A 22,793-nucleotide genomic window follows, 5' to 3' on the forward strand; every position below is an offset into this window, starting at 1 on the left:
CGTTTCGTGAAAATGCCCGCTGTGGGGCTGCGCAGACAGACTACGCCCGTGATCAGTGGCACAGACTTAGAATCTACCGCTTATGCGGTCGATACCGCCCAGAACACCTCTTAATGAAGATGCCGCCCGCAATCGCCAGTGATTGCTGACGCGCGAACGTATACAAGTCATGCTGACCTTCCAACAAATCATTCTGAAACTGCAGTCCTACTGGGCCGAACAGGGCTGTGCATTGCTCCAGCCCTATGACATGGAAGTCGGCGCCGGCACTTCGCACACCGCGACCTTTCTGCGCGCCATCGGCCCCGAGCCCTGGAAGGCCGCCTATGTGCAGCCCAGCCGTCGTCCCAAGGACGGTCGCTACGGCGAGAACCCCAACCGCCTGCAGCACTACTACCAGTTCCAGGTCGTGCTCAAGCCCGCTCCCGACAATATTCTCGAGCTGTACCTCGGCTCGCTCGAAGCCCTGGGCTTCGATCTGAAGAAGAACGACATCCGCTTTGTCGAGGACGACTGGGAAAACCCCACGCTGGGCGCCTGGGGCCTGGGCTGGGAAGTCTGGCTCAACGGTATGGAAGTGACCCAGTTCACCTATTTCCAGCAGGTCGCCGGCATCGACTGCAAGCCCGCCACCGGCGAAATCACCTACGGCCTGGAACGTCTGGCCATGTATCTGCAGGGCAAGGAGTCGGTGTACGACCTGGTCTATACCGACGGCCTGTCCTACGGCGACGTGTTCCACCAGAACGAAGTGGAGCAGTCCACCTACAACTTCGAGCATTCGAATGCAGAGTTCCTGTTCAGCGCCTTTGCGGCCCACGAAGGCACGGCCAATCAGCTGATCGACGCCCAGCTGGCGCTGCCCGCCTATGAGCAGGTGCTCAAAGCCGCCCACACCTTCAACCTGCTGGACGCCCGTGGCGCCATCTCGGTGACCGAGCGCGCTGCCTATATCGGCCGTATCCGCAACCTGGCCCGCGCCGTGGGCAAGAGCTATCTGGACAGCCGCGCGCGCCTGGGCTTCCCCATGGCGCCCAAGGCCCATGCCGACGAGGTGCTGGCCGAGCTGGCCAAGGCCGCAGAGCAGGCAGCCAAGAAAGCCGCATAAGCGGCTTCAGGCTTCATTTCGACCCATATCCCAAAATTTCAGCGGCCAGCCTGGATCTAGCAAGCGCTGGCGGCTATCAAGATCATCATGAACGCATCGAATCTACTGGTTGAACTGTTTGTCGAAGAGCTGCCGCCCAAGGCACTGCAAAAGCTCGGCGATGCTTTTGCCGCTGTCATCTTCGAGCAGCTCAAGGCCCAGGGACTGCTGGCATCGACCGAGTCGCGCCTGACGGCCTACGCGTCGCCCCGCCGTCTGGCCGTGCACATCACCGAAGTGCTGCCCCAGGCCGAAGACAAGGCTGTCTCGCAAAAGCTGATGCCTGTCTCGGTGGCGCTGGATGCCGAAGGCAAGCCCACGGCGGCACTGCTCAAGAAACTGGCGGCCCTGGGGGCCGACGAATCCGCAGTGGCCGCTCTGAAGCGCCAGGGCGAAGGCAAGGCCGAAGCCCTGTTCTACGAATCCACGGCCAAGGGCGTGCTGCTGACCGATGGCGTGCAAAAGGCGCTGGACGAAGCGCTGGCCAAGTTGCCCATCCCCAAGGTCATGCGCTACCAGTTGCAGGACGGCTGGACCAGCGTGCACTTTGTGCGCCCGGCCCACGGCCTGGTCGTGATGCATGGCACCCAGGTGCTGATCGGCGTGAAGGCCCTGGGCCTGACCGCCGGCGCTGCCACGCATGGTCACCGCTTTGAAGCCGCTGTGGACCCCGTGGTTATCCAGAACGCCGACAGCTATGCCGAGCAACTGCGTGAAGAGGGCGCCGTGATCGCCAGCTTTACCGAGCGCCGTGCCGATATCGCCCGCCAACTGCAGGCGGCTGCCGAACGCATTGGCGGCGACGTGCGCCCCATCGACGACCCGGCCCTGCTGGACGAGGTGACGGCCCTAGTCGAGCGCCCCAATGTGCTGGTCTGCGAATTCGAGAAGGAATTCCTGGCCGTGCCCCAGGAATGCCTGATCCTGACCATGAAGGCCAACCAGAAGTACTTCCCGCTGCTGGACGCCAATGGCAAGCTGACTCATCAATTCCTGATCGTCAGCAACATCCAGCCCCAGGACGCGTCGGCCGTGGTCGGCGGCAACGAACGTGTGGTGCGCCCCCGTCTGGCCGACGCCAAGTTCTTCTTCGACCAGGACCGCAAGAAGACCCTGGCCAGCCGCGTAGAGCAACTGGACAAGGTGGTCTATCACAACAAGCTGGGCACCCAGGGCGAGCGCATCGCGCGCGTACGCGCCATCGCCAAGAGCATTGCCCAGCAGCTGGGCAACTCCGAGCTGGGCCGTCTGGCCGATCAGGCTGCCATGCTGGCCAAGACCGATCTGGTCACCGACATGGTGGGCGAGTTTCCCGAGCTGCAAGGCATCATGGGCCGCTACTATGCCCAGAACGACGGCCTGGATGTGGCCGTGGCCGATGCCATCGAAGACCACTACAAGCCCCGCTTTGCCGGCGACGAACTGCCGCGCGGCGATGTCGGCGTCATCGTGGCCCTGGCCGACAAGCTCGAAACCCTGGTCGGCATGTTCGGCATCGGCAACCTTCCCACCGGCGACCGCGACCCCTTCGCCCTGCGTCGTCATGCACTGGGCGTGATCCGCATGCTGGTCGAAAAGGATCTGGAGCTGGATCTGGAAACCCTGCTGGTCAGCACCTTGCCCGCCTTTGGCGACAAGATCCAGGACGCCACGCCCCAGCTGGTCGAATTCATCTACGACCGCCTGGCCAATATGTTCCGCGAACAAGGCTACAGCGCCCAGGAAGTGGAGGCCGTGCTGGCCCTGCAACCCCAGCGCCTGTCCGACGTGCAAAAGCGCCTGGAAGCCGTGCGCGCCTTTGCGACCCTGCCCGAGGCTGCTGCCCTGGCTGCTGCCAACAAGCGTGTGGGCAATATCCTGAAGAAGGCCGAAACCGACGTTCAGCCCCAGGTGAACGAAGCGCTGCTGGTGGAGCAGGCTGAAAGAGACCTGTATACAGTGCTGCAGCAGGTGGCGCCCAAAGCCCAGCAACAGTTTGCAGCAGGTGATTACACCGCCAGCCTGCAAACACTGGCAGCATTGCGTGAGCCTGTCGATGCCTTCTTTGAGCATGTGATGGTGAATACAGAGAATCTGAAATGCAGAGAAAACAGACTAAACCTATTGCTTTCACTGCACCAATCTATGAACAAAGTTGCAGATTTGTCTTGGATCTGAAATGAAAAAAGAAATATATGTGACGCAACCCTCTTTACCTCCTCTGGAGGAGTTCATTCCTTATTTGGAGAGAATATGGGAGAGCAAGGTTCTGACAAACGGTGGTGATTTTCATAAGAAACTGGAAGAGGCCTTATGTTCTTATTTAGGGGTTAAATATATATCTCTATTTAATAATGGAACATCTGCATTAGTGACAGCACTTCAGGCTTTGAATTTGAAGGGCGAAGTAATTACCACACCATACTCATTTGTGGCAACGGCCAATGCCATCGTTTGGAATAATCTCAAACCTGTGTTTGTGGATGTTGATAAAGAAACTCTAAATATAGATCCATTAAAAATTGAAGCGGCCATTACAGAGAGAACTTCTGCAATATTACCAGTGCATTGTTACGGAAACCCATGCGATGTTGATGCGCTCGAAAATCTGGCTTCAAGGTATGGATTGAAAGTTATTTATGATGCTGCCCATGCTTTTGGCGTGAAGAAAATTAGTGGTAATAGTGTTTTAAATTATGGGGATCTCTCCATTCTAAGTTTTCATGCTACAAAAGTTTTTAATACTTTCGAAGGCGGTGCTATCGTATCGCATGATAAAGCGACGAAAGATTGCATTGATCAACTTAAGAATTTTGGATTTATAAATGAAAGCTCACTCGTACATGCAGGGCTTAATGGGAAGATGAGTGAAGTCAATGCTGCATTTGGGATGTTGCAGCTATCAAAAGTAGATAAAGAAATAGAAAAGAGAAGATTGATTAGTGAAAGATACAAGACGCGCTTGAATAAAGTCAATGGAATCAATTGCGTTGATTTTTTGGTAGGTTGGGAAAGTAATTTTTCATATTTTCCTATCCTTGTTGAGGATAACTATCGAATGAGTAGAGATGAACTTCATTCGAAGCTGAAAAGCAATAATATCAACGCTAGAAAATATTTCTCCCCATTGATTAGTGATTTCGAATTCTATAGAAAAGAGTGTGGTAGTGATTATATTCAGGCTTCATGCATTTCAAGAAAAATATTGTGCTTACCTATTTATTCAAATCTTGAATCAGATATCCAAGATAAGATAATTAACCTTATCGAGTTCTGAATTAATTTGGACATTTTGTGTCGTTAAAAAAAAATATAATTGTTAGCTATATAAGCCAAATATATGTGGCTATTATTGGTATTTTAATGGTCCCAGTATATATCTCGTATATGGGGGCTGAAATTTATGGGTTGATTGGGTTCTTCGCAATGTTGCAAATGTGGTTTCAGCTCTTGGATATGGGACTGACTCCGACGATGGCTCGTGAAACTGCTAAATTTCGAGGGGGGGGAGTTGAAAAAAGAAAAATATGGGCATTGCTAAGAACTTTGGAAGTTGTTTTTCTTTTTATCGGTTTGGTTGGGTTTTTTTTAGTTTATTTATTTTCTGATTTCATTTCTTCTAAATGGTTGAAAATAAATTCTTTAAATGTTTATGATGTGAATGAAGCCATCGTTTTGATGGGCGGAGCAATTGTTTTTCGATGGATGAGCGGGCTCTACAAAGGAGTTGTAAGTGGATTTGAAAAAATTTCATGGCTCGGTTGGTTTAATATATTAATAGCTTCCTTGAAATTTGTAGCTGTGCTTCCTGTTATTTTATTACTTGGGGGGTCACCATTTATTTTCTTTTCTTATCAGTTAATAATAGCATTTATTGAAATGTTGTTTTTGCTGTTTAAAAGCTACAGAGAAATGCCTAAGAGAAATTGTGAGAAGCGATTTTTTTTCGATGTTTCTTCATTGCGTGATGTTGTCAGATTCTCTTCCTCAATTGCATTCACCAGCAGTGTTTGGATCATCATTACTCAATCTGATAAGTTGATACTTTCGAAAGTGCTGACGTTAAGTGATTATGGAGTTTTTACAGTAGCCGTTTTAGCGGCTAGCGGAGTACTGGTAGCAAGTACTCCTGTGAGCTCTGTATTGATGTCTCGCTTGACTGTTTTAGCAACTCAGTCTAAAGAGGATGAGTTCCTGAGTGTTTACAGAAAAATGACGCAATTGGTATGTGTTGGTGCACTATCCATTGCAGTAGTTCTCACTATTTTTTCAAAACAAGTACTCTTGGCCTGGACAGGGGATAAAAATATTGCGGAAAATGCTTATCAAGTTCTTTCCTTATATGCTTTAGGTAATGGGATTTTGGCATTAACCGCCTTCCCATATTACTTGCAATATGCTAAAGGCGACTTGAAACTTCATCTACTAGGAAATGTGATATTTGTTTCTTTCCTAATCCCATTAATAATTGCATTTTCATATTATTTTGGTGCAATTGGTGCAGGTTGGGTTTGGTGCTTATCGAATCTGATCTATTTTTTATTTTGGGTTCCAAAAGTACATCATAAATTCTTTAAAAATCTCCATGCCAATTGGATTTTGATTGACATACTACCTATATTGGCTGGGTCATCTAGCGTGGCGCTTTTTATTTTTTACTTCATGAGATTTTCTGAAGGTAGATGGTATTTGATTTTTGAGCTATTCATTATTGGAATTTCTGTTCTTGTTGTATCGGTAATTTCATCTGCATATTTCATTGCAAAAATAGGAAATATCTTGTGCCTCAAAAAATAAAACTATCAATTTGCATCGTGACGTTTAATCATGAGAAATTCATTTATGAATGTTTGGATAGTGTGGTCAAACAAGAAGTGAATTTTTCTTTTGAAGTTATTGTTGCTGATGATTTTTCTCAGGATAAAACAAGAGAAATAATTGTTGATTTTCAAAAAAAATACCCGAAAATAATTAAACCAATATTCAGGAAAGAGAACATTGGTTCAGTCCATAATTACATGGATGCGCATTCCAAAGCTGTCGGAGAATATATTGCTCATGTTGATGGAGATGACTTCTTGCTGCCGTCTAAGCTCCAATTGCAGGTAGATAGATTCGATAGCGATCCATCATTAAATATAGTATGGCATCGTATGATGTTTTTTAACGCAGAAAGAAATATAAAAGTACCTCATCCCGATGTTAAATCACCATTTATAGATAGAAAGTTTTCAAGGCGAGATCTCATGCTCTATGGAACTGTTGGTTCCCATAGTTCCATGATGTACCGTAAAGAAAATTTTTCATTGAGATATAAAGATTTTGCTGCGTTAGATTGGCTCATCGCCGTTGACGTGATTGGAGATGGTTACGGCATCGTGATGCCTGAAGTTTTAGGTGCTTACAGAGTACATGCACATGGAATGTCGGGTGGGGCATCTGCAAATTACAAAATTAGAGAGCTTTTTTGTAATTGTCAGTTAGAAGCAATAAAAAGGTTTCCTGAGTTTAAATCAGAAATAGCGGCAAGAGCGTTTGTTCTAATGTTGGCTGACTTAAAATCGAAAAAATGGTTTTTTACAAAATCATTGAAAGTTCTTCTGAAGTCAATGAGAATTCCTAGAATTGATTTTATTTTTGAAATCATAAATTTCTATAATTTTTCTAAATTGCCATCGGAGTTTAAAATCTAATTTTATTATGCGATTAGATAAATGTTTTTATGTGATTTTCGTTATTGTTCTGGCATTTATATGCGGAAATAGAGGGGTGGATGTTGGCACGGATACTGAAAATTATATTAATTATTTTATTAATTTGCATCAAGAAATTCAGCATGCTGATCAGGCAAGATTGGAGCCGGGATTCTACTTTTTTACCAAATTCTGCTCACTTATAATTAGCTCACCTTCAGTATTTCTTTCGATAATATTTTTTATTCAGTTTATTGGGTTTTCAGGTCCGTTTTTCAGGAGAAGTGATTTATTTAAAAACTATTATTTTTTGGCGATTATTTGGTTGTCATTTCCTTTTTTTTATTCTGTCTCTTTAAATGTTCTGCGTCAGGGAATGGCCTTCTTTTTTGTCGTTTATGCATTTGATAGATTTCTTGTTGGTGAAAAAAAATGTGCATATTTGATGGCGTTTTTTGCAATGCTTTTTCATTATGTCTCATTTGTCTATATTTTAAGTATTAAGTTTAGTCAGCTTGGATTCAAGCCTCTGGTTTTTATTTTTATTCTTTCTGTAATCATGTCATTTCTTAATCTGCAAGAATATGTAGTTTCATTGATTTCGATGGTGCTGTCGAATTTTGGAATCGATGAATATTATTTGAACTATTTCAGTGGTTTGAATTCATCAGATTATGAAAATGGGTTCAAATTGATTTTTCTCTTGGCGATATCTGCACCGATGATTTTGTATTTGTTTTTTTTCAAGAAGTTCTCAAAAAGCAGTGAATTTTTGATGAAAAATTACATAATTCTTTCTTCTATTTATTTTTTATTTACTAATATTCCTTATAGCGATAGATTTGCGTTGGCAGCATGGTTGATTTTGCCATTTATCATGATTGATTTTTTTCGCTTTCGAAAGAATGCAATTAATATAATTTTCTTATTTTCATCGCCTATTTCAGTGTTGATTTTTTTAAGCTATAACCAAATAATTTGAAATGATGAAAATAGCAATCATTACAAGTCATGCTAATTCATTGGTGAATTTTAGAAGCCATTTGATAGTAGACTTGCACCGAAATGGCCTGGATGTTTTTGCATTGGCTCCGGATTTTAATGAAGAAATAAAAAACAAAATCTGCTCTCTGGGGGCAACACCTGTTGATATCAGAATGAACCGAGCGGGTATGAATCCATTCGAGGATTTAATATCAACTATCCAAATTTATTGGAAATTAAAAAAATTAAAAATTGATATTGCATTTTCATATTTCATAAAACCAGTTGTTTTTGGGATAACGGCCGCGTGGCTAGCAAAAGTCCCACGACGCTATTCCATGATCGAAGGATTAGGATTTGTTTTTACTGAATCCTCCGATAATAAAAATGGAATAATAAGATTATTTCTGAAATTCATAGTGAAAAATTTATATAAATTTTCTTTGTCATTGACAGATAAAGTTATTTTCTTGAATCCTGATGATATCAATGAATTCTCTAACCAAGGAATTGTAGATCCCCGGAAGACTTTTCTTCTTGGGGGAATTGGAGTTGATCTGGATACCTGGAGATACTCTACTCCTAAAATAGAACCTGTCACATTTTTAATGGTTTCTCGCTTGTTGAAGGAAAAAGGGATTAGAGAATATGTTGCCGCAGCAAAGCTAGTGAAAGAGAAATATCCGAAATGCAGATTCATTTTGCTTGGAGGCCAGGATGATAATCCCGGGTCTATCTCAAAAGAAGACGTAGACGCTTGGGCTAAAGAAGGATGCGTTGAATGGCATGGGCATGTCTCTGTAGCTCCATGGATGCAGCAAAGCAGCGTCTTTGTGCTGCCCTCTTACCGGGAGGGTGTGCCCTTGAGCACTCAGGAAGCGATGGCATCGGGACGTGCAATTATCACAACGGATGTGCCTGGGTGTCGCGAAACAGTGATTGATGGATTAAATGGATACTTGATTCCTTCCAAGGACCATGTAAAATTGGCCGATGCCATGACTAGGTTTATTGAAGACACTGATTTAATTTTTACTATGAGCTTGGAAAGCCATAATATGGCGAAAGATAAATTCGACGTCAAGAAAAAAAATGAAAAGCTACTAAGCATTATTTTGAGTAAATAATATGAAGCGATTTTTTGAAATATTGCTGATTTTGATAGTTCTGATACCTGTTGGAGTCATACTAATTATTCTGGGTGTCTTGGTTAGAATTAACTTAGGGGCCCCTGTGTTTTTTAAACAGAAAAGAGCGGGTAAAGACGGTCAGCAGTTCGAGATGATAAAATTCCGAACAATGAGAGAGTCTTATGATTCGAGTGGAGTGCCTTTGCCGGATGCTCAAAGAATGACATCTTTCGGGAATTTTCTTCGCTCTAGTAGCTTGGATGAATTACCAGAATTATGGAATGTTTTGAAGGGTGAAATGAGTTTAGTGGGGCCTAGGCCGCTTTTGATGCAATACTTACCCTTGTACTCAAAAGAGCAGGCTCGTAGACATGAGGTGAAGCCTGGTATAACTGGGTGGGCTCAAGTCAATGGTCGAAATAATATTGGCTGGGATGAAAAATTCGCTCTTGATGTTTGGTATGTTGACAACCGAAGTTCATTCCTTGACGTGAAAATATTATGGCTTACCATAAAAAAAGTACTTATCCGAGATGGAATCTCATCTGAAGGGAATGCTACTATGAGTGAATTTACTGGAAGCAAGAAAAATGAGGAAAATAAATGATAAATATTTATTCTCGCATTAAAGAAATTTCCATTTTTACACCAGAAAATAAACTCACAAATAAAGAGTTGTCGGATATTTACCCTGATTGGTCGGAAAATAAGATTTTTGAAAAAACTGGAATAAAATCCAGACCTATAGCCGACGAAGGCCAAACAGCCGGCGATCTTGCATATGGAGCTGCTAAAAATATCTTTGATAATACGTCGACAAAACCTGGAGATGTAGATTTTTTAATTCTCTGCACTCAAGCTCCAGATTATTTTTTACCGACGACGGCATGTCTTCTGCAAGAGAGATTGGGTCTAAATAAAAATATAGGGGCACTTGATGTAAATTTGGGTTGCTCAGGTTTTGTTTATGGTCTCTCGCTGGCAAAAGGGTTGATAGAAACAGGGTTGGCAAAATGTGTTCTGCTTTTAACTGCAGATACATATTCAAAATACATTCATCCGCTGGATAAGAGTGTTCGCACACTTTTTGGGGACGCTGCGGCAGCTACCGTTATTGTCGCTGAGGAGGATGTAAATAGGACTAAGCCTTTTATCGGACCTTTCGTATTTGGCACTGATGGTCGTGGCGCAAAAAATTTGATTGTTGAGGCCGGCGCTGCAAGGCTATCCAAGTCTGATGTAACCGGTGTTGAGATCAGCGACCCATCTGGAAATACACGGAGTATAGATAATCTCTATATGAATGGTGCAGAGGTTATGACTTTTTCTTTGAAGGAGGTGCCTAAAGCGGCATCTAATTTATTGGATAAGGCAAAAATTTCCGCTGAAGAAATTGACTTTTTTGTGTTGCATCAAGCTAATAAATTCATGCTTGATGCATTGCGAAAAAAAATGAAAATAGATGTAGAGAAGATGCCGATATTTGTTGAGGAGTATGGAAATACTGTATCTTCAACAATTCCAATTGCATTGTTTGAGATGAAAAAAAATAAATTGATTAAATCGGGCAAAAAAATAATGCTTCTGGGCTTTGGTGTAGGTTATTCTTGGGCAGGCTGTTTGGTTGATTTTTAACTAGGAGTGAATGATGAGCGATTTTTATAACGGTATGGCCGAAATTTTGGAAGTTGAAGAGGTGAAAATTTCCCCAACTTTTGAATTGCATTCTGGTGAGGCTGCTTGGGATTCCTTGGCAATTGTTTCGACTATTGCGCTGGTCGATGACTGCTTTAATGTTATGTTGGAGGGAAAGGCATTGATGGAATGTAAGACGGTATCTGACATTGAACAGCTCATTGCTGCTGCAAAGGGATAACTATGTCCGGTCCAGCTGCAGTTATTGGCCGTCAGATTCAAACATCTGGCGCAGAGATTGTTGGTGTTGTGAGCTGCTTGCCTTCACGAGAAATCTTGAACAGTGAATTCTTTTCACAGTTTGGAGATTCCGCGGTGCACGATGTTGTCAAGATGATTGGTGTCGAGAAGCGCCATTGGGTCGATGAAAAGACAACTACACTGGACTTGTGTGCTGCAGCTGGAAAGCAATTATTGAGTGAGTTGAAGTGGGAGCCTGAAACAATTGACGCAATTCTTTTTGTTTCTCAGACTCCAGATTTTCGCTTGCCAGCATCAGCCTGTTGTCTACAGGCCAAGCTGCAGCTGTCCAAGGCTACGATAGCTTTCGATGTAAATCTCGGCTGCTCCGGCTATCCCTATGCGCTGTGGTTGGGGATGACGATGGTTCAAACCGGGGCTGCAAGACGAGTTCTATTGGCGGTAGGAGATACGATTAGCAAAATCGTTGATCCAAGTGATCGTTCGACTGCATTGCTGTTTGGTGATGCTGGAACGATGACTGCGATACAAAAAAGCGACGATGGCAGCGCTTTTTTTGTTTTAGGAACAGATGGGAGCGGTGCTTCGCACCTGAATGTTCCAAGCGGCGCCTTTCGTACTGGCGTGGAAGAATCGGATAGCCGGTTAAAAGATAAAAATTCATCCTGTCTTTTCATGGATGGAGGTGAGATCTTTAACTTTACCTTAAAGTCAGTTCCTAAGCTAGTCGAGGAAACCTTGCGGTTCTCTGATTCCTCGATAGAGGATTATGGTTATTTCTTATTTCATCAGGCCAATATGTTTATGGTCAAGCATCTGGTGAAGAAGTCGAAAATTCCTCAGGAAAAGGCGCCAATAAATATTGATAAGTTTGGGAATACCAGCTGTGCATCCATTCCTCTCTTGATGACGTCGGAGCTCGCAGAGGTTTTGAAGTCCAAAAAACTAAAAATAGGTATGTTCGGCTTTGGTGTTGGCTACTCCTGGGGAGGGGCATCGATAGATGTAGGACCTTTGAAATGCATTAGGACAATAAACATATGAATATCTTTAGCAAAGATTGCCTAGCCGGCAAAAAATATTTGGTCACTGGTGCATCTTCGGGCATTGGTCGCACATCAGCTGTTTTGATGTCTCAATGTGGTGCTCAGCTTATCCTTGGCGGGCGCGATGAGTCGCGCTTGAATGCGTGTTTGTCAGAGCTGCATGGGCAAGGGCACTGCATGAAAATTGCTGATTTGGAGTCAGCGGATACGACATATGATTGGCTGAGTTCACTAATTAATGAAGTGGGCCCTTTGGATGGCGTTTTTCATTGTGCTGGGATCGAGTTTATTCGACCTGCAAAAATGCTAAAACAGACTCATATCGATAAAGTTTTTGAAAGTAGCTTGTTTGCTGCCTTTGGAATTTGTCGTGTATTGAGTAGCAAAAGGGCGCTGAATGATAATGGTTCGCTTGTTTTTATGTCCTCGGTCGCCGGTACCACCGGTCAGAACGGTATGAGCGTATACAGTGCTGCAAAAGCAGGTATTGACGGGCTTGTACGATCTATGGCCTGCGAGTTTTCTAGTCGAGGAGTTCGTGTTAACTCTATTGCAGCCGGCGCAGTTATGACTGCGATGCATGATCGTCTTGTCAAAGGCAGTGGAGATGAAGCGACAACTGCTTATGAAAAGTCTCATTTGCTGGGATTTGGCCATGTTGAAGACGTGGCGAATTCCGCCATTTTTCTGCTCAGCGATGCTGGTCGTTGGATTACTGGAACCACATTAGTCGTTGACGGCGGGTACAAGGTGCGCTAATGGAAAAACGCATCATTCTCGTTGGCGCAGGTGGATTGGCGCGTGAAATTCTTAGTTTTTTTGATTTTGTGGATGTTTTCGGAGATTTGTTGAGAATCGATTTTTACATTGATGATACTGGCCCATCTCTTGAGAAATTTGATTATAAGATAAATTATCTCGGTCCTGTTTCTGATTTTATTCCTAATAGTGAAGATTATTTCATAATGGCAGTGGCTGATCCGAATATAAAGCACAATTTATTCGATAAGCTCGTCAATTTTCATGAGCGTTTTTTGAAAATAATTCATCCTACTGCGATAGTTGCAAAAACTTCGAGAATAGGCTGTGGTAGTGTGATTTTTCCTTATGCTGTCATTTCAGCTGATTCTGAAATTGGAAATTTCGTTAATATTAACTCCATGTCAAGTGTTGGACATGATGCATTTGTCGGAAATTTTTCGACGTTAAGCGCTCATGTTGATATTACTGGCGGAGTTCGTGTGGGTGCTGATGTCTTTTTTGGAACCAGCGCATGTGTGATCCCGCGTCTAAAAATAGGTGATGGAGCCAAAATTGGTGCGGGGGCCACAGTTATGCGCAGCATTAAGGATGGCCAGACGGTTTATACCATGCCTGCGAAGAGGTTGTAAAATGAGCATTGATGAAAAGATTTTTTCAAAATTTTGGCACCTGCTTTGTCATCGTAAAGAAGTTGAAAATAATAATGACTATTTGAAAATAAAGACTCCTATCGGTGACGTCGTTGCTTTTAACGATAATGGAAATATCGTAGTTTTTGATAATATTTGTCCGCATCGGGGGTCATTCATATTTTCAGAATCCCACGGGAGAAAATCTGCAACATGTCCATACCATGGATGGACATTTGCATATGGTGAGATGATAATACCCTCTGGAGATTTTTTTAAAAAATGCAAAGTTGATAAAGCTAGCTTACGTTTTTTTAAAATTGAGTGGGTTGGGGATTTTATTTTTTTTGGTGTTGAGCCTGAGCTGGATGTTTATGAGCAACTGGGAGCGGTTGCAGAAATTTTAGAAAATATCTCATTTAATTTAAATGAGCGAATTGATTTTAGTCATTACGAGTATGAGTGCTCATGGCCTTTGGCTATAGAGAATGCATTAGAGCCTTACCATATTTCTATGGTGCATGGAGAAACACTCGCTAAATTGAAGCTGGAAGAGGGTGTTAATGAGTTTTTCGGAGTAAATTCAATTTGGAAAACAAATGTAGGAGATAAAGGAGTTGAGAAAAAATTATTGGGATTGAATAAGTTTTTTAATATTGATTATCAACATCCTGGATATGTGAATATTTTCATATATCCATTTTCTATGATTTCATCTACATTTGGATATTCTTATTCATTGCAGAATTTTTTTCCTCACAAGAGTGATCGGGAAAAAACATATTTTTATAGCAGATTGCTTTCTGCAAATATTAAAAAACCAGAATTTTCTAAAGTTTTAGAGGGTTTTTTTGAATCCACTGCATCTGTGAATAGAAAGGTATTCCAGGAGGATCATGATGTGTGTAAAAATATACCGCTTACAAGCTGGTCAATGGAACCTTTGAAGTATCCGAATATTATGGAGGAGCGGATTGATCATTTTAGATCAGTTTGCAAAAAATATGCTGAATACTAAATTTTCACCTTGGCCTAGCTTTACAACTGAAGAGGCCAATGTTGTTCAGCAGGTGCTGTTGTCCAATAAGGTGAACTATTGGACAGGCCAAGAATGTCGAGAGTTTGAGCAAGAGTTCGCAGGTTGGGCGGAGTCTCGTTATGCCGTAGCGTTGGCTAATGGCACTTTGGCACTGGATGTAGCGCTCAAGGCGCTGGGCATTGGCCCAGGAGATGAAGTGGTGGTGACGCCCCGTACTTTCATTGCCAGCATTTCATGCGTAGTGAATGCTGGGGCAACTCCGGTGTTCGCTGATGTGGAGCTCGATAGCGGCAATATTTCTGCCGCGACCATTGTTAAGGTGCTGACGCCACGAACCAGGGCTGTCATTTGCGTGCATTTGGCTGGCTGGCCCTGCGACATGGACCCGATCATGGAGCTGGCCGAGCAGCATGGGCTGAAGGTCATCGAAGACTGTGCCCAGGCGCATGGTGCTCGGTACAAGGGGCGTAGCGTGGGAAGCATTGGCCATGTGGGAGCCTGGAGCTTTTGCCAGGACAAGATCATGACCACGGGCGGCGAGGGCGGCATGGTGACTACCAATGACGAAGCCCTGTGGCGAGCCATGTGGAGCTTCAAGGATCATGGCAAGAGTTATGCAGCAGTGTATGAGCGTGAACATGCACCGGGTTTCCGCTGGCTGCATGAGAGCTTTGGCACAAATTGGCGCATGTTGGAGATGCAGGCTGTAATAGGCCGTATTCAACTCAAGCGCATGCCGGAGTGGACTGCATTGCGTACGCGAAATGCGCTGAGCATTCTCGCTGCCTGCCGTAAATCCTCGGCATTACGGGTGCCTGAAATTCCTGAAACTATCGTTCACGCGCACTACAAGTGCTATGCATATGTGGAACCCAATCAGCTTGCAGAAGGCTGGAGCAGGGACCGCATTGTCTCGGAAATCAATGCTCTAGGCGTTCCCTGCTACCAAGGCTCATGCTCAGAGGTCTACTTGGAGAAAGCTTTTGATTCCACGGGATGGAGACCGGCAGAGCGTTTGCCTTCCGCAAAAGAGTTGGGCGATTCCAGCGTGATGTTCCTAGTCCACCCAACCTTGACAGAGGCGGAAATTCAACAGACCTGCGATGCGATCAACACGGTTATGGAAAAAGCATGTCGTTGAATGCATTGGCCGACCACCTATTGAGGCTGCCACGCTTGTTGAAGCAAGTGGTGGTTTTGGGGGTGGATGTATCCATGGCAGTCTTGGCTGTCTGGCTGGCGTTCTATCTCCGCATTGATCAGGTCGGAGCACCGGTGTTCGATCAAGGCTATGTCTATGGTCTGGCGATCGTGCTTTTTGTGCCGGTCTTTGTTCGGATGGGTTTATACCGCGCCATCTTTCGCTACGCTGGTATGCCTGCAGTGGTGGCCACCGCGGTTTCCGTTCTCATCTATGGCATCTTCTTTTTTGCAGTTTTGCTGTGGATGCGCTGGGACGGTGTGCCGCGCAGCATCGGCTTGATCCAGCCGATTCTGTTCCTGTTATTGGCCGGGGGCTGGCGTATTGTGGCGCGCTACTGGCTGTCCGAGGTGAATGATTCCGAGCGTGAGTCGACCCCCAAAAAGCACCTGTTGATCTACGGTGCGGGGGAAGCGGGGGTTCAGACCGCATCAGCGCTGGATGTGATGCGCGAGTTTTCGGTGCGTGGCTTCGTCGACGACGATCCAGGCAAGATCGGACGAACCATCAACGGCGTCCCGATCATTGCTCCCGAAGATGTTGCTGAGTTCATCGGAAAGCACAAGATATCCGATATCTTGCTGGCCATCCCCTCCCTGAACCGCTTGCGGCGTCGGGAGATCATCGACCAGTTGCAACTGCTGCCAGTACATGTGCGCTCTCTGCCCGGCATGATGGATCTTGCCTCGGGCAAGGTCACGGTGGCGGATTTCCAGGAACTGGATATCGAGGATCTGCTGGGCCGCGATCCGGTGGCACCCGATCCACAGCTGTTGGCCAAGAACCTGGCCGGCAAGGTGGTGCTGGTGACGGGGGCTGGTGGGAGCATTGGCAGCGAGCTGTGCCGTCAGATCATTCTGGAACGTCCGCAGGCTCTGGTGCTGGTGGAGCACAATGAATATGGGCTTTACGCAATCCACCACAATCTGGAGCTGCTGTGCAAGGAGCATGGCCTGTCAGTGCAATTGCTGCCGCGACTGGGAAGTATTCGGAACCTGCGTCGCCTGCGCGCCATTTTTGCGGATTGCAAACCTCACACGGTATATCACGCTGCGGCTTATAAACATGTGCCTCTGGTGCAGGAGAATCCGGCCGAAGGCATTTTGAACAATGTCTTCGGCACGCTCAATGTGGCGCGCGTGGCCATGGAGTGCAGCGTAGAGCGCTTTGTGCTCATCTCGACTGACAAGGCAGTGCGGCCTACCAATGTCATGGGTGCCAGCAAGCGTATGGCGGAGCTGGTGTTGCAGGCCATGGCTGAGGCATCAAGCGTGGACTTCGCGCCTATTGATGAGGAGTCTGCGGGCAGGCATACAGAGAATCGCACTTGTTTTTGCATGGTGCGCTTCGGCAATGTGTTGGGCAGCAGCGGCAGCGTGGTACCGTTGTTTCGTAGTCAGCTACGTAACGGAGGGCCGCTGACGGTCACGCATGCTGGCGTGACCCGCTATTTCATGACGATTCCCGAGGCTGCCCAGCTGGTATTGCAGGCTGGAGCCATGGGCAATGGCGGCGACGTGTTTGTGCTCGACATGGGCAAACCCGTGAAAATCATTGACCTAGCTAGAAGGATGATTCAGTTGTCCGGTTTGACCGTCAAGGATGGGTCTCATGCGTCGGGAGATATCGAGATTCAGGTGGTGGGATTAAGGCCTGGTGAGAAGCTCTACGAGGAGTTGCTTATTGGCGACAATCCCGAGACCACTGAACATACTCGTATCATGAAGGCACATGAGAAATTCCTGTTCTGGAATGAGTTGTTGCCGCATTTGCTGGTCCTACGACGCGCTGCCAAGTTGGGAGATGACGCGACGATCCATGCAGAGCTGTTGCAATTGGTCAGTGGCTATGTCGCTCCTGATGAATTGGAACAAGCACGTCAGGGAAGTGCGAAAACTCGCAAACTGCTGACAATGTAATGCGTGTATTGCGGCAAAATCTATGCCGAACGACGAAGGCTGCAAGAGCAGCCTTTGGTTTTTGAATCTTTAGTGTCCTGCGGTTGCGGGCCCGATTAAATGACTGATACCACCACCCAAATCGCCCCCCGCGACAAAGCTGAAATCCTCGCGCAAGCGCTGCCCTACATCCGCAAGTTCCATGGCAAGACCATGGTCATCAAGTATGGCGGCAACGCCATGACCGATCCTGCCCTGCAGGCGGACTTTGCGGAAGATGTGGTGTTGCTCAAGCTGGTGGGTATCAATCCTGTGGTGGTTCATGGTGGTGGGCCTCAGATTGAAGCGGCGCTGGGTCGTCTAGGCAAGAAGGGTGAATTCATTCAGGGCATGCGTGTCACGGATGAAGAGACCATGGAAGTGGTGGAGTGGGTGCTGGCCGGCGAGGTGCAGCAGGACATCGTGGGTCTGATCCATCAGGCCGGCGGCAAGGCCGTGGGCCTGACGGGGCGGGATGGTGGCTTGATTCGTGCCAAGAAGCTCAAGATGCTGGATAACAAGGATCCGAGCATCGAGCACGATGTGGGTCAGGTGGGCGATATCGTTGCCATCGATCCCAGTGTGGTGAAGGCGCTGCAGGACGATGCTTTCATTCCAGTGATCAGCCCTATCGGTTTTGGTGAGGAGAACGAAAGTTACAACATCAACGCCGACGTGGTTGCAAGCAAACTCGCAACAGTGTTGCAAGCTGAAAAGCTGGTGCTTTTAACCAACACTCCGGGCGTTCTGGACAAGGCCGGCAATCTGCTGACGGATCTGACGGCGCGCGAGATTGATGCGCTGTTTGCCGACGGTACGATTTCCGGCGGCATGCTGCCCAAGATTTCGGGCGCTCTGGATGCCGCCAAGGCGGGTGTGAATGCGGTGCACATCATCGATGGACGCGTGCCGCATTCCATGCTGCTGGAAATTTTGACGGACCAGGCGTATGGCACGATGATTCGCAGCCATTGATGAGCCTGTCTGGCCCTGACATATGGTTGCTCTTCTCGAGTGACTTTTCACATATGGCGTTAACATCGCCGCAGGGCTTTCCCGGGTGGAGTCGCGCTCAGGACTCCGCTGCAAGCCGCCTTTGGGCGGCTTTTGTTTTTGAGCAAGGTAGGACTTTATGCGTTTGCTTCTGGTGGAAGATGATGTGATGGTGGCCAGCGGTATCAAGCTGGGTCTTTCCGATGCCGGTTATGCCGTGGACTGGGTGGGAAGTGCCGAGCGTGCACTGGAAGTGCTGGCCCAGGAAGCGTTCGATGTGGCGGTGATCGATATCGGCCTGCCGGGCATCAACGGCCTGGAGCTGACGCGTCGCCTGCGCAGCAGCGATGTGGAAAGCAAGGCCATGCCGGTGTTGATCCTCACGGCGCGCGATGCGCTGCAGGACCGGGTGCAAGGCCTGGACTGGGGCGCCGACGACTATATGGTCAAGCCTTTCGAGCTTCCCGAGTTGCTGGCGCGCCTGCGTGCGCTGATGCGCCGCTCCCAGGCAGCAACTTCTGCTGTCCTGAACTTTGGCTGTATCGAGCTGGATACGGCGGGCCGCCGGGCCGGCGCACGCCAGCTGCCGCAGGAGGGCGAAACTGAAGGCAAGCTGCTGCCCATCGATCTGGGGCCACGTGAATGGACGGTGCTGGAGTATCTGCTGCTCAATGCCCCCAAGCCCGCCAGCAAGGAAAAGCTGCTGCAGGCCCTGACCGGTTGGGACCGTGAAATCACGCCGAATGCCGTGGAAGTTTATGTGTCCCGCCTGCGCAGCAAACTGGAGCCGCATGGCGTGGCCCTGCGCTCCATTCGGGGCTTCGGTTATCGGCTGGAGTTGATGCCTGAATCTGTTTGATTCTCTATTTGATAGCTGTCAGCGATTGATTGATATGGAATTCAGTTATTTATATATCTGAATCGGTTATTAATGAAGCGCTTGTAGCTATGAAAATTGAATACTCCGATTTCTCATTCAATAAACATTAATGACCGCCAATCTGCGTTTTCGGCTGCTGGTTCTGCTTTTGGTGCCGCTGATGCTGTTGGCGGCCATGGGTGGCTGGTTCAGCTACAGCGCCGCCGATGAGGCCTCCACCCAGCATGACCAGCGTTTGTTGCGCTTGCTGCCGGCCCTGGCCGATTCGGTGCTCGCGCCCTCGATTGCGGACGGCACGCCGCCGCTGGTGTCGCTGACGCCAAGCGTCGAAGACTTTCTGCGCAATCAGGGTGATGAAGCAGGCTATGCCGTGGGCGATCTGCAGGGCAATGTGGTGGCAGGCGATACCTGGATCAACTTCGATGTGCCGGCGACCGGCACGGCGGAATTCCATAGCCAGGAGCATGACGGTGTGACCTATCGCGTTGCCGTGCTCAAGGCCGAAACCTATGGCGCCGGCGAGATGGTCGTCATGCTGGCCGACAGCAGCGATGTGCGCCAGCAATGGGTGCGCCAGCTGCTGATGCATGTGCTGCTGCCCAATCTGCTGCTGATTGCGGGCGCGGCAGTGGCCATTTATTGGTCGGTGAGCCGGGCTTTCAAGCCGCTGCACAAGCTGACTCAGGCGGTGGAGCGCCGCTCGCCGCGCGATCTGAGCCCGATCGACGAGCAGACCTCGCCAGCCGAGGTCCGCCCGCTGGTGCGCTCGCTCAATCGCCTGTTCTCCCTGGTCAATGCCCAGGCCGAAGGCCAGCGCCGTTTCGTCGCCGATGCGGCCCATCAGCTGCGCACGCCGCTGGCGGCCTTGCAGACCCAGGTGGAGGCCTGGGCCCTGAGCGGGCAGGAGGCCAGGCGCCTGGCCAAGCGTACGGGGGAGCAGGCGCAGGTCGTGCTCACGGTGGAGCAGATCGAGCAGTTGCGCGATGCAACCCGGCGCACCTCCCAGCTGGCGCGTCAGTTGCTGGCCCTGTCGCGTGCCGATGCGCGCAATGCCGAGGTGCAGCCGCTGCAGGAGGTGGACCTCAAGGAACTCTGCGAGAGCATGCTCGAGACCTTTATCGACCGTGCCTCGATCAAGCATCTGGACTTTGGCCTCGAGGTCGAGCCTGCATCGGTCTGGGGCCATAGCTGGTTGCTGCGCGAACTGGTTTCCAACCTGGTGGAAAACGCCATCAAGTACACGCCCAGGGGCGGCAGCGTCACCTTGCGCTGCGGTCTGCGCCCCCGGCCCGTGGGCACGGACGATGCCACCTTGCTGCAGATCGCGGGTGTGCAGCAATGGGCTTTTGTCGAGGTTGACGATGACGGGCCCGGCGTGCCCGAGGAAGAGCGCAGCCAGATTACCCAGCGTTTCTATCGCGCCCAGGGAGTGATTGAAGAAGGAACCGGTCTGGGCCTGGCAATTGCCGATGAAATAACGCAATTGCATCAAGGTGTGCTGAGTTTTTCAGATGGAAGTTTCGGTAAAGGCCTATTAGTAAGACTTGAAATTCCGGTTCAATCAGTTTCAGAAGGCAGTCATGAGGTATCTGAAGCTCTCAAAGGTTAATTTCTCGGTTACGCTTGCGTGTTGGTGAGAGCGGGGGTGAAAGTTCGGGGTGGAGACCGCAAGCCTGCTGTGTATTAAGGTTGGTTTGACGCACCTGACACCTACCGGTAAGGATAGTCGTGTGCTTAACAGTGCAACTGGCTGTGAGAAAATTGCTAATAAATACTGAGTCGCCTATGTCTGAGTCTGAAGTCCTGTCGCCTGTTTCCAATATTGAAAATTCCGCGGAGGACAGTCCTGCCGCTCCTGCCATGGCTCCTGCGCGCAAGCGCCCCAAGCCCGGCGAACGCCGCGAGCAAATCCTGCAGGCATTGGCCTCCATGCTGGAAAAGCCCGGTGCCGACCGTATCACCACGGCAGCCCTGGCTGCCCACCTGAGCGTGAGCGAGGCGGCCCTGTACCGTCACTTCGCCAGCAAGGCCCAGATGTTCGAGGGACTGATCGAGTTCATCGAGCAGTCCGTCTTCACGCTGGTGCAGCAGATTGTGGGCCGCGATGTGCCCGAGGCCGCGCATGATCCGGTCACTAGCGTGCGCAATGCCAACCGCGTGGTGGCATTGCTGCTGCAGTTTGGCGAAAAAAACCCCGGCATGGTGCGCGTGATGGTCGGCGATGCCATCGTTTTCGAGCACGAGCGTCTGCAGACCCGCATGAACCAGTTCTTTGACCGCATCGAGTCCACCTTGCGCCAATGCCTGCGCCCTGCCGCCGGCGCCATGGGCTCTGCTGCACCGACGGCCGAAGCATCGGTCGCTGCCAGTGTGCTGACCTCGTTTGCGCTGGGACGTCTGCAGCGCTATGCCCGCTCGGGCTTCCGCCGCCTGCCCACCGAACACCTGGATGCCAGCCTGGCCATGATGGTCGTGGTCTGAGTCGCTCCTCAGGCACTCTTTCAGGAACGCCGCAGTCTCAGGACTGGCGGCGTTTTTTATTGCGCATCGAGGCAGCTGAGTCGGCAAAAGTCCTGACAGGGAAAGGCTAAGTATTTACCCTTGATGGATTCAAAACCGGCCGGAAATTGTGCAAAATAGAACGAACGTTCGTTTTATTGAGAGTTTCATGGCCTCGTCCTCCGCTTCCCGTTCTTCAACTTCGCCCGCAGGTCGGGATGTGGCGCACCCGGCTGGCCGCGGGGGGGCTGCGAGCAGGAAGACCAGCGCAAAGTCTCGCAAGCTGCACGCCGAGGCGCAAGCTGCGGTTAGCCCCAGTAAGGCCGTGGAAGGGGCTGCCACCAAGTCTGCGGGCCGATCGCTCGCAAAAGGTCAGCAAACCAAGGCCACGATTGTCGAGGCCGCGCTCAATCTGGCCACCCATATCGGCCTTGAAGGCCTGTCCATTGGCGCGATTGCCGAACTCACGGGCATGAGCAAATCAGGTGTGTTTGCCCATTTCGGTTCGCGTGAGGAATTGCAGATTTCCGTGGTGCACGAGTACCACGACCGTTTCGAGCAGGAAGTCTTCTACCCCGCCATCGAGGCGCCGCGCGGCATTCCGCGTCTGCGCGCGCTGTTTGGCAACTGGATGAAGCGCACCTCCATAGAGATCGACTCCGGCTGCATCTATATCAGCGGAGCAGTGGAGTTCGACGATCGCACGGGCCCGGTGCGCGATGCGCTGGCCGAGTCCGTCGGCACCTGGCTGGCCGCCATGCGCCGCACCATTGTGCAAAGCCAGGAATGCGGCGATCTGCGTGCCGATGCCGATGCCAGCCAGTTGCTGTTTGAAATTCACGGCCTGATTCTTGCCCTGCATTACGAGGCGCGCTTTCTGCATAGCGAGGGCTCTATAGAGCGGGCTCATGCAGGCTTCAACAACATTCTGGCGCGCTATGCCAGCCAGCCGCCAGCCGCCTGACGCAATTCACGACC

Annotated in this window: 21 protein-coding genes; all 21 read left to right on the top strand. The window is 48.9% G+C overall.

Annotated features, from left to right (window positions below; translation table 11 throughout):
- Nucleotides 1–169 precede the first annotated feature (169 nt).
- The 21 genes from glyQ (at nt 170) to ACWGXF_RS17450 (ending at nt 22,779) form a co-directional block, all read left to right on the top strand.
- Nucleotides 170–1,108, top strand: coding sequence for a glycine--tRNA ligase subunit alpha (glyQ, locus tag ACWGXF_RS17350; protein WP_003068041.1), 939 nt, complete (start codon nt 170–172; stop codon nt 1,106–1,108).
- A gap of 87 nt (nt 1,109–1,195) precedes the next feature.
- Nucleotides 1,196–3,304, top strand: coding sequence for a glycine--tRNA ligase subunit beta (glyS, locus tag ACWGXF_RS17355; protein WP_452102202.1), 2,109 nt, complete (start codon nt 1,196–1,198; stop codon nt 3,302–3,304).
- Between the two features lies 1 nt (nt 3,305).
- On the top strand, nt 3,306–4,403 hold the full coding sequence (locus ACWGXF_RS17360) for a DegT/DnrJ/EryC1/StrS family aminotransferase (RefSeq protein WP_256628625.1): 1,098 nt from the start codon (nt 3,306–3,308) through the stop codon (nt 4,401–4,403).
- A 17-nt stretch (nt 4,404–4,420) separates the two neighbouring features.
- Entirely contained in the window at nt 4,421–5,923 is a 1,503-nt protein-coding gene (locus ACWGXF_RS17365; RefSeq protein WP_256628624.1) for an oligosaccharide flippase family protein, read from the top strand.
- The gene (locus ACWGXF_RS17370; RefSeq protein WP_256628623.1) at nt 5,908–6,819 is read left to right on the top strand and encodes a glycosyltransferase family 2 protein; all 912 of its coding nucleotides are present in this window, start codon (nt 5,908–5,910) and stop codon (nt 6,817–6,819) included. The genes ACWGXF_RS17365 and ACWGXF_RS17370 overlap by 16 nt, the downstream gene beginning before the upstream one ends.
- 31 nt (nt 6,820–6,850) lie before the next feature.
- The gene (locus ACWGXF_RS17375) at nt 6,851–7,801 is read left to right on the top strand and encodes an EpsG family protein (protein ID WP_452102203.1); all 951 of its coding nucleotides are present in this window, start codon (nt 6,851–6,853) and stop codon (nt 7,799–7,801) included.
- A 1-nt stretch (nt 7,802) separates the two neighbouring features.
- Nucleotides 7,803–8,930 carry a glycosyltransferase family 4 protein gene (locus tag ACWGXF_RS17380; protein WP_256628621.1) on the top strand — a complete coding sequence of 376 codons (1,128 nt, stop codon included), beginning with the start codon at nt 7,803–7,805 and terminating at the stop codon, nt 8,928–8,930.
- A gap of 1 nt (nt 8,931) precedes the next feature.
- Nucleotides 8,932–9,540: a sugar transferase gene (locus ACWGXF_RS17385; RefSeq protein WP_256628620.1), complete on the top strand. Its 609-nt coding sequence runs from the start codon at nt 8,932–8,934 to the stop codon at nt 9,538–9,540.
- Entirely contained in the window at nt 9,537–10,568 is a 1,032-nt protein-coding gene (locus ACWGXF_RS17390; RefSeq protein ID WP_452102204.1) for a ketoacyl-ACP synthase III, read from the top strand. The genes ACWGXF_RS17385 and ACWGXF_RS17390 overlap by 4 nt, the downstream gene beginning before the upstream one ends.
- A 13-nt stretch (nt 10,569–10,581) precedes the next feature.
- Nucleotides 10,582–10,809: an acyl carrier protein gene (locus ACWGXF_RS17395; RefSeq protein ID WP_256628619.1), complete on the top strand. Its 228-nt coding sequence runs from the start codon at nt 10,582–10,584 to the stop codon at nt 10,807–10,809.
- A 2-nt stretch (nt 10,810–10,811) separates the two neighbouring features.
- Nucleotides 10,812–11,873, top strand: a complete 1,062-nt coding sequence (locus tag ACWGXF_RS17400; RefSeq protein WP_256628618.1) for a ketoacyl-ACP synthase III — start codon at nt 10,812–10,814, stop codon at nt 11,871–11,873.
- Nucleotides 11,870–12,634 (top strand): SDR family NAD(P)-dependent oxidoreductase, encoded by a 765-nt coding sequence (locus ACWGXF_RS17405; RefSeq protein ID WP_256628617.1) that lies wholly within the window; start codon nt 11,870–11,872, stop codon nt 12,632–12,634. The genes ACWGXF_RS17400 and ACWGXF_RS17405 overlap by 4 nt, the downstream gene beginning before the upstream one ends.
- Complete coding sequence (locus ACWGXF_RS17410; RefSeq protein ID WP_256628616.1) at nt 12,634–13,266, top strand: acetyltransferase; 633 nt, start codon at nt 12,634–12,636, stop codon at nt 13,264–13,266. Before ACWGXF_RS17405 ends, ACWGXF_RS17410 begins: the two co-directional genes overlap by 1 nt.
- A 1-nt stretch (nt 13,267) precedes the next feature.
- Nucleotides 13,268–14,284 carry an aromatic ring-hydroxylating oxygenase subunit alpha gene (locus ACWGXF_RS17415; protein WP_452102205.1) on the top strand — a complete coding sequence of 339 codons (1,017 nt, stop codon included), beginning with the start codon at nt 13,268–13,270 and terminating at the stop codon, nt 14,282–14,284.
- Complete coding sequence (locus ACWGXF_RS17420) at nt 14,271–15,446, top strand: DegT/DnrJ/EryC1/StrS family aminotransferase (protein WP_256631281.1); 1,176 nt, start codon at nt 14,271–14,273, stop codon at nt 15,444–15,446. Before ACWGXF_RS17415 ends, ACWGXF_RS17420 begins: the two co-directional genes overlap by 14 nt.
- Entirely contained in the window at nt 15,437–17,425 is a 1,989-nt protein-coding gene (locus ACWGXF_RS17425) for a nucleoside-diphosphate sugar epimerase/dehydratase (protein WP_256628614.1), read from the top strand. Before ACWGXF_RS17420 ends, ACWGXF_RS17425 begins: the two co-directional genes overlap by 10 nt.
- Nucleotides 17,426–17,524: 99 nt before the next feature.
- Nucleotides 17,525–18,418: an acetylglutamate kinase gene (argB, locus tag ACWGXF_RS17430; protein ID WP_063663799.1), complete on the top strand. Its 894-nt coding sequence runs from the start codon at nt 17,525–17,527 to the stop codon at nt 18,416–18,418.
- A 157-nt stretch (nt 18,419–18,575) separates the two neighbouring features.
- A complete protein-coding gene (locus tag ACWGXF_RS17435; RefSeq protein ID WP_003068054.1) occupies nt 18,576–19,295 on the top strand; it encodes a response regulator transcription factor in 720 nt (239 codons plus the stop codon).
- Between the two features lie 130 nt (nt 19,296–19,425).
- Entirely contained in the window at nt 19,426–20,925 is a 1,500-nt protein-coding gene (locus ACWGXF_RS17440; protein WP_012839900.1) for a sensor histidine kinase, read from the top strand.
- Nucleotides 20,926–21,101: 176 nt separating this feature from the next.
- Nucleotides 21,102–21,797, top strand: coding sequence for a nucleoid occlusion factor SlmA (gene slmA, locus ACWGXF_RS17445; protein ID WP_034391067.1), 696 nt, complete (start codon nt 21,102–21,104; stop codon nt 21,795–21,797).
- A 187-nt stretch (nt 21,798–21,984) separates the two neighbouring features.
- Nucleotides 21,985–22,779, top strand: a complete 795-nt coding sequence (locus ACWGXF_RS17450; protein WP_122974662.1) for a TetR/AcrR family transcriptional regulator — start codon at nt 21,985–21,987, stop codon at nt 22,777–22,779.
- Nucleotides 22,780–22,793: the final 14 nt, after the last annotated feature.

The organism is Comamonas sp. HJ-2 (assembly GCF_053615495.1).

Excerpts from the sequence above, each read along its gene's own strand:
- glyQ (WP_003068041.1), top strand. The coding sequence starts at position 170 with ATGCTGACCTTCCAACAAATCATTCTGAAACTGCAGTCCTACTGGGCC.
- glyS (WP_452102202.1), top strand. The coding sequence starts at position 1,196 with ATGAACGCATCGAATCTACTGGTTGAACTGTTTGTCGAAGAGCTGCCG.
- ACWGXF_RS17360 (WP_256628625.1), top strand. The coding sequence starts at position 3,306 with ATGAAAAAAGAAATATATGTGACGCAACCCTCTTTACCTCCTCTGGAG.
- ACWGXF_RS17380 (WP_256628621.1), top strand. The coding sequence starts at position 7,803 with ATGATGAAAATAGCAATCATTACAAGTCATGCTAATTCATTGGTGAAT.
- ACWGXF_RS17385 (WP_256628620.1), top strand. The coding sequence starts at position 8,932 with ATGAAGCGATTTTTTGAAATATTGCTGATTTTGATAGTTCTGATACCT.
- ACWGXF_RS17390 (WP_452102204.1), top strand. The coding sequence starts at position 9,537 with ATGATAAATATTTATTCTCGCATTAAAGAAATTTCCATTTTTACACCA.
- ACWGXF_RS17395 (WP_256628619.1), top strand. The coding sequence starts at position 10,582 with ATGAGCGATTTTTATAACGGTATGGCCGAAATTTTGGAAGTTGAAGAG.
- ACWGXF_RS17400 (WP_256628618.1), top strand. The coding sequence starts at position 10,812 with ATGTCCGGTCCAGCTGCAGTTATTGGCCGTCAGATTCAAACATCTGGC.
- ACWGXF_RS17405 (WP_256628617.1), top strand. The coding sequence starts at position 11,870 with ATGAATATCTTTAGCAAAGATTGCCTAGCCGGCAAAAAATATTTGGTC.
- ACWGXF_RS17410 (WP_256628616.1), top strand. The coding sequence starts at position 12,634 with ATGGAAAAACGCATCATTCTCGTTGGCGCAGGTGGATTGGCGCGTGAA.
- ACWGXF_RS17415 (WP_452102205.1), top strand. The coding sequence starts at position 13,268 with ATGAGCATTGATGAAAAGATTTTTTCAAAATTTTGGCACCTGCTTTGT.
- ACWGXF_RS17420 (WP_256631281.1), top strand. The coding sequence starts at position 14,271 with ATGCTGAATACTAAATTTTCACCTTGGCCTAGCTTTACAACTGAAGAG.
- ACWGXF_RS17425 (WP_256628614.1), top strand. The coding sequence starts at position 15,437 with ATGTCGTTGAATGCATTGGCCGACCACCTATTGAGGCTGCCACGCTTG.
- argB (WP_063663799.1), top strand. The coding sequence starts at position 17,525 with ATGACTGATACCACCACCCAAATCGCCCCCCGCGACAAAGCTGAAATC.
- ACWGXF_RS17435 (WP_003068054.1), top strand. The coding sequence starts at position 18,576 with ATGCGTTTGCTTCTGGTGGAAGATGATGTGATGGTGGCCAGCGGTATC.
- ACWGXF_RS17440 (WP_012839900.1), top strand. The coding sequence starts at position 19,426 with ATGACCGCCAATCTGCGTTTTCGGCTGCTGGTTCTGCTTTTGGTGCCG.
- slmA (WP_034391067.1), top strand. The coding sequence starts at position 21,102 with ATGTCTGAGTCTGAAGTCCTGTCGCCTGTTTCCAATATTGAAAATTCC.
- ACWGXF_RS17450 (WP_122974662.1), top strand. The coding sequence starts at position 21,985 with ATGGCCTCGTCCTCCGCTTCCCGTTCTTCAACTTCGCCCGCAGGTCGG.